The organism is Streptomyces torulosus (genome assembly GCF_001419765.1).
GTDB classification, from domain to species: Bacteria; Actinomycetota; Actinomycetes; order Streptomycetales; family Streptomycetaceae; genus Streptomyces; species Streptomyces torulosus.
The window spans coordinates 1-10,216 of record NZ_LIRK01000146.1; the positions used below are offsets into that span (position 1 = coordinate 1).

At 71.4% G+C, this 10,216-nt stretch carries 8 protein-coding genes; 4 read left to right on the forward strand and 4 right to left on the reverse strand.

Annotated elements, in window-relative coordinates:
* Positions 1-390 precede the first annotated feature (390 nt).
* Entirely contained in the window at positions 391-4,194 is a 3,804-nt protein-coding gene (locus AOK23_RS11090; RefSeq protein WP_055712579.1) for a multifunctional oxoglutarate decarboxylase/oxoglutarate dehydrogenase thiamine pyrophosphate-binding subunit/dihydrolipoyllysine-residue succinyltransferase subunit, read from the forward strand.
* An 87-nt stretch (positions 4,195-4,281) separates the two neighbouring features.
* A complete protein-coding gene (locus AOK23_RS11095; RefSeq protein ID WP_003992906.1) occupies positions 4,282-4,461 on the forward strand; it encodes a DUF6104 family protein in 180 nt (59 codons plus the stop codon).
* A 43-nt stretch (positions 4,462-4,504) separates the two neighbouring features.
* Here the strand turns inward: AOK23_RS11095 and AOK23_RS11100 are convergent, their stop codons facing one another.
* A complete protein-coding gene (locus AOK23_RS11100; RefSeq protein WP_055712574.1) occupies positions 4,505-5,356 on the reverse strand; it encodes a hypothetical protein in 852 nt (283 codons plus the stop codon).
* Between the two features lie 235 nt (positions 5,357-5,591).
* On the opposite strand from AOK23_RS11100, the gene AOK23_RS11105 reads away from it, so the two are divergent.
* Together AOK23_RS11105 and AOK23_RS11110 are read left to right on the forward strand one after the other, a co-directional pair.
* A complete protein-coding gene (locus tag AOK23_RS11105) occupies positions 5,592-6,725 on the forward strand; it encodes a DUF4097 family beta strand repeat-containing protein (protein ID WP_055712575.1) in 1,134 nt (377 codons plus the stop codon).
* Between the two features lies 1 nt (position 6,726).
* The gene (locus AOK23_RS11110) at positions 6,727-7,947 is read left to right on the forward strand and encodes a PadR family transcriptional regulator (RefSeq protein ID WP_055712576.1); all 1,221 of its coding nucleotides are present in this window, start codon (positions 6,727-6,729) and stop codon (positions 7,945-7,947) included.
* A 50-nt stretch (positions 7,948-7,997) separates the two neighbouring features.
* Here the strand turns inward: AOK23_RS11110 and AOK23_RS11115 are convergent, their stop codons facing one another.
* The 3 genes from AOK23_RS11115 to AOK23_RS11125 all read right to left on the reverse strand — a co-directional run bounded on the left by AOK23_RS11115 (position 7,998) and on the right by AOK23_RS11125 (position 9,951).
* Positions 7,998-8,666, reverse strand: a complete 669-nt coding sequence (locus AOK23_RS11115; protein ID WP_055712577.1) for a Clp protease N-terminal domain-containing protein — start codon at positions 8,664-8,666, stop codon at positions 7,998-8,000.
* Positions 8,666-8,875, reverse strand: coding sequence for an RNA polymerase sigma factor sigma-70 region 4 domain-containing protein (locus AOK23_RS11120; protein WP_055513588.1), 210 nt, complete (start codon positions 8,873-8,875; stop codon positions 8,666-8,668). The genes AOK23_RS11115 and AOK23_RS11120 overlap by 1 nt, the downstream gene beginning before the upstream one ends.
* A 110-nt stretch (positions 8,876-8,985) precedes the next feature.
* A complete protein-coding gene (locus AOK23_RS11125) occupies positions 8,986-9,951 on the reverse strand; it encodes a zinc-binding dehydrogenase (protein WP_055712578.1) in 966 nt (321 codons plus the stop codon).
* Positions 9,952-10,216 lie beyond the last annotated feature (265 nt).

The following is a 10,216-nucleotide window of genomic DNA, read 5'->3' on the forward strand; positions in this document are numbered from 1 at the left end:
CCCACCCGTGGCTGAATCCCCTCCCCCTTGCCAGATTTCGCTCACCCTCCCAGGGCTTACATCTCTGCCAAGTTGACGTAAAGTTCGAACCGGAGCCACAAGATCCACGGTCGATCCGCACCGACGGACACGTGTGATCAGGTGCGTTCAGCCGGTCGGCCGCGCGTTCATCGCCGCAGGCCCCGCCCGACGCATGCCCGATCTGTGCCCACCACACCCGTTCCGGACCGGAACCCCGCTTGTTTCCCGCCATTTCCAGCCCCGAAACACGCATTCCGATGTGACTTACGCGACGATGAAGGGGCTCGACCTGACCTTCCCGGCCACGGAGGCGTAGCCTTTATTCCCGCTGTCCATCACCTTGTGAAGCGGAAGAGGGCGGTTGCCGCCGTGTCGCCACAGTCCCCCAGTAACTCGAGCATCTCGACCGACTCAGACCAAGCGGGTAAGAACCCCGCCGCGGCCTTCGGTCCGAACGAGTGGCTCGTCGACGAGATCTATCAGCAGTACCTCCAGGACCCGAACTCGGTGGACCGAGCCTGGTGGGACTTCTTCGCCGACTACAAGCCGGGGGCTGCCGCCGCCTCGGCTCCGGCGGGTAATGCGGCGAAGGGGGCCGCGGCGACCACCACGCCCGCGGCGCCCGCCGCCCCGGCCCAGGCCGCTCCCGCGGCTCCGGCCGCGCCCGCTCCGGCCGCCGCGAAGCCCGCCGCCGCTGCCCCGGCCCCGGCCACCGCGAAGCCCGCGGCCGCCGCGCCGGCGAAGCCGGCCGCCGCCCCCGCGAAGCAGGCCGCGCCGGCCGCTTCCGCCGAGGGCCCCGAGCTGATCACGCTGCGCGGCCCGGCCGCCGCCGTCGCGAAGAACATGAACGCGTCGCTGGAGCTGCCCACGGCCACGTCCGTGCGCGCCGTCCCGGTGAAGCTGCTCTTCGACAACCGCATCGTCATCAACAACCACCTGAAGCGCGCCCGGGGCGGGAAGATCTCCTTCACGCACCTGATCGGCTACGCGATGGTGCAGGCCATCAAGGCGATGCCGTCGATGAACTGGTCCTTCGGCGAGAAGGACGGCAAGCCGACGCTCATCAAGCCGCCGCACGTCAACCTCGGTCTCGCCATCGACCTGGTCAAGCCGAACGGCGACCGCCAGCTGGTCGTCGCGGCGATCAAGAAGGCCGAGACGCTGAACTTCTTCGAGTTCTGGCAGGCCTACGAGGACATCGTCCGCCGCGCCCGCGACGGCAAGCTGACGATGGACGACTTCACCGGCGTCACGGTCTCCCTGACCAACCCCGGCGGCCTCGGCACCGTCCACTCCGTGCCGCGTCTGATGCCCGGCCAGTCCGTGATCATGGGCGTCGGCTCCATGGACTACCCGGCCGAGTTCCAGGGCACGAGCCAGGACACCCTGAACAAGCTCGGCATCTCGAAGGTCATGACGCTCACGTCGACCTACGACCACCGGGTGATCCAGGGCGCCGCCTCCGGCGAGTTCCTCCGCCAGGTCGCGAACCTGCTGCTCGGCGAGAACGGCTTCTACGACGACATCTTCGAGGCCCTGCGCATCCCCTACGAGCCGGTCCGCTGGCTCAAGGACATCGACGCCAGCCACGACGACGACGTCACCAAGGCCGCCCGCGTCTTCGAGCTGATCCACTCCTACCGGGTCCGCGGCCACGTCATGGCCGACACCGACCCGCTGGAGTACCGCCAGCGCAAGCACCCCGACCTCGACATCACCGAGCACGGGCTCACCCTGTGGGACCTGGAGCGCGAGTTCGCGGTCGGCGGCTTCGCCGGCAAGTCCCTGATGAAGCTCCGCGACATCCTCGGCGTCCTGCGTGACTCGTACTGCCGTACGACCGGCATCGAGTTCATGCACATCCAGGACCCGAAGCAGCGCAAGTGGATCCAGGACCGCATCGAGCGCCCGCACACCAAGCCGGAGCGCGAGGAGCAGCTGCGCATCCTGCGCCGGCTGAACGCGGCGGAGGCCTTCGAGACCTTCCTGCAGACGAAGTACGTCGGCCAGAAGCGCTTCTCCCTGGAGGGCGGCGAGTCCGTCATCCCGCTGCTCGACGCGGTCATCGACAGCGCCGCCGAGTCGCGCCTGGACGAGGTCGTCATCGGCATGGCCCACCGCGGCCGCCTGAACGTCCTCGCGAACATCGTCGGCAAGTCGTACGCGCAGATCTTCCGCGAGTTCGAGGGCAACCTCGACCCGAAGTCGATGCACGGCTCCGGCGACGTGAAGTACCACCTGGGCGCCGAGGGCACCTTCACCGGTCTCGACGGCGAGCAGATCAAGGTCTCCCTGGTCGCGAACCCCTCGCACCTGGAGGCGGTGGACCCGGTCCTGGAGGGCGTCGCCCGCGCCAAGCAGGACATCATCAACAAGGGCGGCACGGACTTCACCGTCCTGCCGGTGGCCCTCCACGGCGACGCGGCCTTCGCGGGCCAGGGCGTGGTGGCCGAGACCCTGAACATGTCGCAGCTGCGCGGCTACCGCACCGGCGGCACGGTCCACATCGTCATCAACAACCAGGTCGGCTTCACCGCGGCCCCCGAGTCCTCCCGCTCGTCGATGTACGCGACGGACGTGGCGAGGATGATCGAGGCCCCGATCTTCCACGTGAACGGCGACGACCCGGAGGCCGTGGTCCGCGTCGCGCGGCTCGCCTTCGAGTTCCGCCAGGCGTTCAACAAGGACGTGGTGATCGACCTCATCTGCTACCGCCGCCGCGGTCACAACGAGTCGGACAACCCGGCCTTCACCCAGCCGCTGATGTACGACCTGATCGACAAGAAGCGCTCGGTGCGCAAGCTCTACACCGAGTCCCTCATCGGTCGCGGCGACATCACCCTGGAAGAGGCCGAGCAGGCGCTGCAGGACTACCAGGGCCAGCTGGAGAAGGTCTTCACCGAGGTCCGCGAGGCGACGTCGCAGCCGGCGTCCGCCCCGTCCCACGACCCGCAGGACGGCTTCCCCGTCTCGGTGAACACCTCGGTCACGGCCGAGGTGGTCAAGCGCATCGCCGAGTCCCAGGTCAACGTCCCGGACCACATCACCGCCCACCCGCGTCTGCTGCCGCAGCTCCAGCGCCGGGCGTCGATGGTCGAGGACGGCACCATCGACTGGGGCATGGGCGAGACCCTCGCCATCGGCTCCCTGCTGCTGGAGGGCACCCCGGTCCGCCTCGCCGGCCAGGACTCGCAGCGCGGCACCTTCGGCCAGCGTCACGCGGTGATCATCGACCGTGAGACGGGCGAGGAGTTCACGCCGCTGATGTACCTCTCCGAGGACCAGGCGCGCCTGAACGTCTACAACTCGCTCCTGTCCGAGTACGCGGCGATGGGCTTCGAGTACGGCTACTCGCTGGCCCGCCCCGACGCGCTCGTGATGTGGGAGGCGCAGTTCGGCGACTTCGTCAACGGCGCCCAGACCGTCGTGGACGAGTTCATCTCGTCGGCGGAGCAGAAGTGGAGCCAGACCTCCGGCGTCGTCCTGCTCCTCCCGCACGGCTACGAGGGCCAGGGCCCGGACCACTCCTCGGCCCGCCCCGAGCGGTTCCTGCAGCTCTGCGCGCAGAACAACATGACGGTCGCCATGCCGACCCTCCCGTCGAACTACTTCCACCTCCTGCGGTGGCAGGTGCACAACCCGCACCACAAGCCGCTGGTGGTCTTCACCCCGAAGTCGATGCTGCGTCTGAAGGCCGCCGCGTCGAAGGCGGAGGAGTTCACGACGGGCGAGTTCCGCCCGGTCATCGGCGACGACTCGGTCGACCCGGCCGCCGTCAAGAAGGTCGTGTTCTGCGCCGGCAAGGTCTACTACGACCTGGAGGCCGAGCGGCAGAAGCGCGGCGCCACGGACCCCTCGGCCGCCGAGACGGCGATCATCCGCCTCGAGCGCCTCTACCCGCTGCCGGGTGCCGAGGTCCAGGCCGAGATCAAGAAGTACCCGAACGCCGAGAAGTACCTGTGGGCGCAGGAGGAGCCGGCGAACCAGGGCGCGTGGCCCTTCATCGCCCTCAACCTGATCGACCACCTGGATCTGGCGGTCGGCGCCGACGTCCCGCACGGCGAGCGTCTGCGCCGCATCTCCCGCCCGCACGGCTCGTCCCCCGCCGTGGGGTCGGCCAAGCGGCACCAGGCGGAGCAGGAGCAGCTCGTGCGTGAGGTGTTCGAGGCGTAAGCACCCTCGACGGCATCCGTACGCGGCCGGGCCGCACCCCTTCCGAGGGGTGCGGCCCGGCCGTTTTCCCGCACTTATCCTTGACCCATGTACTTCACGGACCGTGGCATCGAGGAACTGGAGAAGCGGCGCGGCGAGGAGGAGGTCACCTTCGAGTGGCTCGCCGAGCAGCTGCGGACCTTCGTGGACCTGAACCCGGACTTCGAGGTGCCGGTCGAGCGGCTGGCGACCTGGCTGGCGCGCCTCGACGACGAGGACGACGAGTAGGTTCCCCGGTCGGTCGCGGCGAAGGGACAGTGGCGCGGCGGGGTCAGTCGCGGGGGCGTGAGAGGTCGTACATCAGGCCGAGGCCACCGTGGGTGACCAGAAGGGCGCCCGCCGCGGTCCAGCCGCCGCTGCGGCGGCGCAGGCCCCAGGCCGTGAGGGGCAGGCCCGCGAGGAGCTGCGCGGTGGCGAGCGCGCGGGCCCGTGACGTGCCCGCCCAGGGCAGCCAGGGGCCGAGACGGCCGCGTTCCAGCGCGTCCAGCTCCATGCGGACCGCTCCGCGCCAGCCGGTCCATTCGATGCGCTGGGCGTCGGGCTGGACGCGGGCGACCTCCCGGAGACGGTCCGCGGGTTCACCAGGTGTGAGACCGGCCGGGAGGGCCACACCCGCCCGGGCCAGGACCGCGAGCAGGCCCAGCAGCCGGGCGCGGGCGTCCGCCGACGGGTCCGCCTTGGTGAGGTCGTAGAGGGGCCGCGCGTCGAGGACCGGGTCCAGGCCCAGCCGCGCGGCGAACGTGCGCATCGCCTCGTCCTCGCCGACCGGGGTGCCGTTCGCGAGCCATACGTAGCCGACGGTGCGGCGGAAACCCGCGGCCAGGGTGTAGCCGCCGCGGTCCGCGTCCCACCACAGGGCCAGGACGGGCCAGGGAGCGCCGACGGCGAGCGCGGTGGCCCAACCGGTCAGCACCCGGTCGACAGGCTCCCCTCCCCGCAGCCAGGGCTTCCCCTCGGGCACGAGGGCGCTCCACTCGGGGCCGGCCGAGGTGAGCAGCATCCGCTCCCCGAGGAGCTGCGCGACAGAGGCGACGGATTCCCGGTCCGCGCGGCAGAGCAGCAGCGCACCGGCTGCGGGCGCGGGTCGGGGTCGCGGGGATCCCGGTGTGCTTTCCGTCGACATGACCCCCACGCTAGGGCGATTTGCCCAGGTTCATACCGCGGGATCACCAGAACGGGTGTCTTGACTTCCGGTGGGCGCGATATATCGTGAATGACGTGAGACGCGATATGGCGCGTTGCACAGTCCTGTTCGGTCTGCCATGAGGTCCGTCTTTCGCGAGGTCGGTCTGCCGCGAGGGTCGGTCTCTCGCAAGGCCGGTCCGTCATGAGGTCGGCTTGTCATTGGGGGTCAGCACATGTCCGAGTGGTCCGTCGCCGAGCCACGGAAGCTCACATTCGACGAACCGGTGACGGCGCTCCAGGTGCGCGTCGTCAACGGAACGGTGAACGTCGTGGGCACCGACGAGAGTTCCGCCCGTCTGGAGGTGTCGGACCTGGAGGGCCCGCCCCTGACGGTGACACAGAAGGACGGCACGCTGACCGTGGCGTACGAGGACCTGCCGTGGAAGGGCTTCCTGAAGTGGCTCGACCGCAAGGGCTGGCGCCGCACCGCGCTGGTCTCCCTCGCCGTTCCGGCAGGCACCCGCGTCGAGGTGGGCGCGGTCGGCGCCACGGCCGTCATCTCGGGGGTGGACGGGCGGACGGAGGTGAAGGGCATCTCCGGCGACACCACCCTGGTCGGCCTGTCGGGACCCGTCCGGGCGACGACGGTCTCCGGGAACGTGGAGGCGCAGGCCCTCACCGGGGATCTCCGCCTGAGTTCCGTCTCCGGTGACCTGACCGTCATCGAGGGATCCTGCCCGACTCTGAAGGCCGACTCGGTGAGCGGCTCGATCATCCTCGACCTCGACCCGGTGGGCGGCCCGACCGAGGTCGGCCTCACCAGTGTCTCCGGTGAGATCGCCATCCGCCTCCCCCACCCCGCCGACGCCGAGATCGAGGCCAACACCGCCAGCGGCACCATCTCCAACGCCTTCGAGGACCTCCGCGTCAGCGGCCCCTGGGGCGCCCACAAGATCACCGGCCGGCTCGGCCGGGGCAACGGCCGCCTGAAGGCCACGACCATCTCCGGCTCCATCGCGCTCCTGCGCAGGCCCCCGGCGGAGGACGAGCCCTGGGACGAGGACGAGACCGCCGGCGAGGGGGGCGGCGCCTCCGGGACGGCCGACGCCGGTGCCGGGGCCGAAGGGCTGGCGGGCGCCGGTGCCGACATACCGGCGGACGGTGGCGCGACCGCCGGCGAGGCCGGGCCGGACACCCCGCCGACCGAGCCGTCCGGCGCCGTGACCGACAATGCGACTGCCGATGCCGCCGCCGAGCCGTCCGACGCCCTCACGGGCCACCCGGTCCCCGACGGCACCACCGGCTCCTCGCCCGACGGCCCCGCCGACGGCACGAGCCCCAGCACGACCGACAAGAAGGTGCTCTGACATGCCTCCCGTCTTCGCCCACGGACGCCTGCGGTTGTATCTGCTGAAGCTGCTGGACGAGGCTCCGCGCCACGGCTACGAGGTGATCCGACTGCTGGAGGAACGCTTCCAGGGCCTGTACGCGCCCTCCGCCGGCACCGTCTACCCCCGCCTCGCCAAGCTGGAGGCGGAGGGCCTGGTCACCCACACCACCGAGGGCGGCCGGAAGGTGTACGCGATCACCGACGCGGGCCGTGCCGAACTGGCCGACCGCAGCGGAGAACTGGCCGACCTGGAGCTGGAGATCCGCGAGTCGGTGGCGGAGCTGGCCGCCGAGATCCGGGCCGACGTACGGGGCGCGGCGGGCGACCTGCGCCGCGAGATGCGGGCGGCGGCCTCCGCGGCACGCCAGGCCCCGGGGGCCGGCACCGGGGAGCACGGGCCGCTCGGGGAGTTCGGGGAGCAGGCCGACAAGGAGGCGTGGCACGCGGCGAAGGAGGAGATGCGCCGCGTCAAGCAGGAGTGGAAGGAGCAGGCCCGGCGAGCCAAGGACGAGAGCCGCCGCGCCCGCGAGGAGGCCCAGCGGGCCCGCCGCCAGGCCAAGGAGGCACAGGAGCGGGCGCGCACCCAGGCCCAGGAGGAGCTCCAGCGCATCGCCAAGCGAGTCCAGGACCATGTCCAGGACCACTTCTCCCGCGGCGACTGGCCGACCGGGGTCCGCGAGGGACTGACGGAACTGGCCAAGGAGTTCGGCGAGTTCGGGAAGGACTTCGGGAAGGAGTTCGGCAAGGACCTCGGCTTCGGACGCCCGGGCGCGGGGTCCGGCCCGGACACGGCGGGGGCGACGGGCTCGGGCTCGGGCACCGGCTCGGCCACGGGGCCCGGTACGGCGCCGGGCGGGCCCGGCAGGACGGCGGAGGCGGAGGCCGGCACGGGCACGCAGGCCGGCGTGAGCGAGGACGTGAGCGCGGGCGGCGCGAGGGGCGGCTCCGGCGCCTGGGAGCCGGACTACTCGACCACACCGGAGGACTTCCCGGGCGCCTATGAACCCTCCTGGGTGCACGAGGCCCCCACGGGCGACCCGGCCCGCGATCTCGACCGGCTCCTGGACCGCTTCCGCGACGACATCCGCGACGCGGCCCGCGACCACGGGGTCACGGAGGACCAGCTCCGCGACGCCCGCCGTCACCTGTCGACGGCGGCGGCCCACATCGGAGCGGCACTGCGGGCGACCAAGGGGTAACGGCGAGGACAGAGGAGGCCCACACCGCACGGCGGGGCCTCTCCCCGCGGTCAACTCGCCCTGGCCTCCCCCGCCCCGTACAGCACACGCTCCAGGGACTCGTAGGTCACTCCGTGGTCGGCGAGAACCTCGGCGGGGACTCCGGGGCGGGCGGCGAGGGCGAGCAGCATGTGCTCGTCGCCGATGTGACGGTCGCTGTGGGACTGGGCGACACGGAGGGAGCGGGTGAGCACGTCCTTGGCGTCGCGGGTGAAGGGCCGGTGGCCCGAGCGACGAGCGCGCCCGCTGCTGCCGCCGCGCCCACCACCCCTTCGGCCGAACCGTTCGCCTCCGCTGCCGTCGCCGTCACCAGCACCGCCGGCCTCACCGTCGGCACCACTGTCGTCCCGGCGCCGCCCCGGCTCCAACGCGCCCGTGCCATGGGCCTCCTCGACGCGGGAGACGATCCGTGCGAGGTCGATGCCGAGGTCGGACAGGGCGTCCGCGTCGGCGCGGGTGAGGCCGCCCCGTCGGCGGGCGTCGGCGAGGGCCTGTTCGACGGAGCCCCGGTTGTCGGCCAGACCCAGTGAGGCGAGGGCGAACGAGGCACGGCTGGCGCGACGGTCCAGCAGGGCGAGCAGAAGGTGCTCCTCGGTCACCTTGTCGGCGCTGGAGCGTTCCGCGTGGTCGACCGCGCCGAGGACCACGGCACGGGCACCCTTCGTGAACCGTTCGAACATCAATGCCTCCCGTACTTCTTGTGCACGGCCTGCCTGCTCACACCGAGTTCCGTGGCGATCTCCTGCCACGACCAGCCCTGATTGCGCGCGCTGCGCACCTGTACCGACTCCAGTTGCTCCAGCAGCCGGCGCAGCGCGGCGACGGCCCGCAACCCGATCCGGGGGTCGCGGTCGCCGGCCCGCTCGGCGAGATCCGTTGCTTCGGTCATGCTGTCAACTTACGTTGACGCAGGACTGCTGTCAATGTTGGTTGACATGACGAAGGCCGGCCCGAGGAGCCGGGCCGGCCGTGGTGTCGCTCGCTCAGCAGGGCGAGCCGTCAGGGGTTGGTGAGCACGATCTTGCCGAAGAGGTCGCCGGACTCCAGGCGTTCGAAGCCCTCGCGGGCACGGTCGAGGGGGAGCACCTCGTCGATGACGGGGCGGACGCCCGTCGCGGCGCAGAACGAGAGGAGGTCCTCCAGCTCGTCCTTGGTGCCCATGGTGGAGCCGACGACCTTCAGTTCGAGGAAGAAGATGCGGGTGAGTTCGGCGTGGGAGGGGCGGTCGCCGCTGGTGGCACCGGAGATGACGAGCGTGCCGCCGGGGCGGAGGGACTTCACCGAGTGGGACCAGGTGGCGGCGCCGACGGTCTCGATGACCGCGTCGACGCGCTGCGGCAGCCGAGCGCCCGACTCCAGCGCCTCGACCGCGCCGAGTTCCAGGGCCCGCTTGCGCTTCGCCTCGTCCCGGCTGGTGGCGTATACCCGCAGGCCGGCCGCCTTGCCGAGCACGATCGCGGCGGTGGCGACACCCCCGCCCGCGCCCTGGACGAGCACGGAGTCACCCGGACGGACGCCGCCGTTGGTGAACAGCATGCGGTAGGCCGTCAGCCAGGCGGTGGGAAGGCACGCGGCCTCCGCGAAGGAGAGTTCCGCGGGCTTGGGGAGGACGTTCCAGGTGGGGACGGTGACCAGTTCGGCGAAGGTGCCCTGGTAGCGCTCGGTGAGGATCGAGCGGGGCTCCTTGGGGCCGACGCCGTGGCCGCTCTGGCCGATCACCGAGTGCAGGACGACCTCGTTGCCGTCCTCGTCGACGCCGGCGGCGTCACAGCCGAGGATCATGGGCAGCTTGTCCTCGGCGAGGCCGACGCCGCGCAGGGACCACAGGTCGTGGTGGTTCAGCGAGGCGGCCTTCACCTTGACGGTGGTCCAGCCGGGCCTGGACTCCGGGGCCGGGCGGTCGCCCAACTCCAGTCCGTTGAGCGGGTTGTCACGGTCGATACGGGCGGCGTAGGCAGCGAACATGGGCCTGACCATAGGTGTACGCCGCACCCGATGGAACCGAACAACGCTGTGACACGCGTCCCGCGCGATGCCGCGGGGGGCTGCGCCCGGCGAAGCCCCCGGGAATCTACGGGTGGGTGGAGGCTGATCGCGCCCACGCGGCGGAGCCGCATATGTCACCGCCCCGCGCCCCTGAAAAGCAACCGGGGCTGCGCCCCGTGCTGTGCAGGGGGAGGGCGGGCCGCAGGCCCGACCCTCCAGGGGCGCGGGGAACTGCGCGATCAGC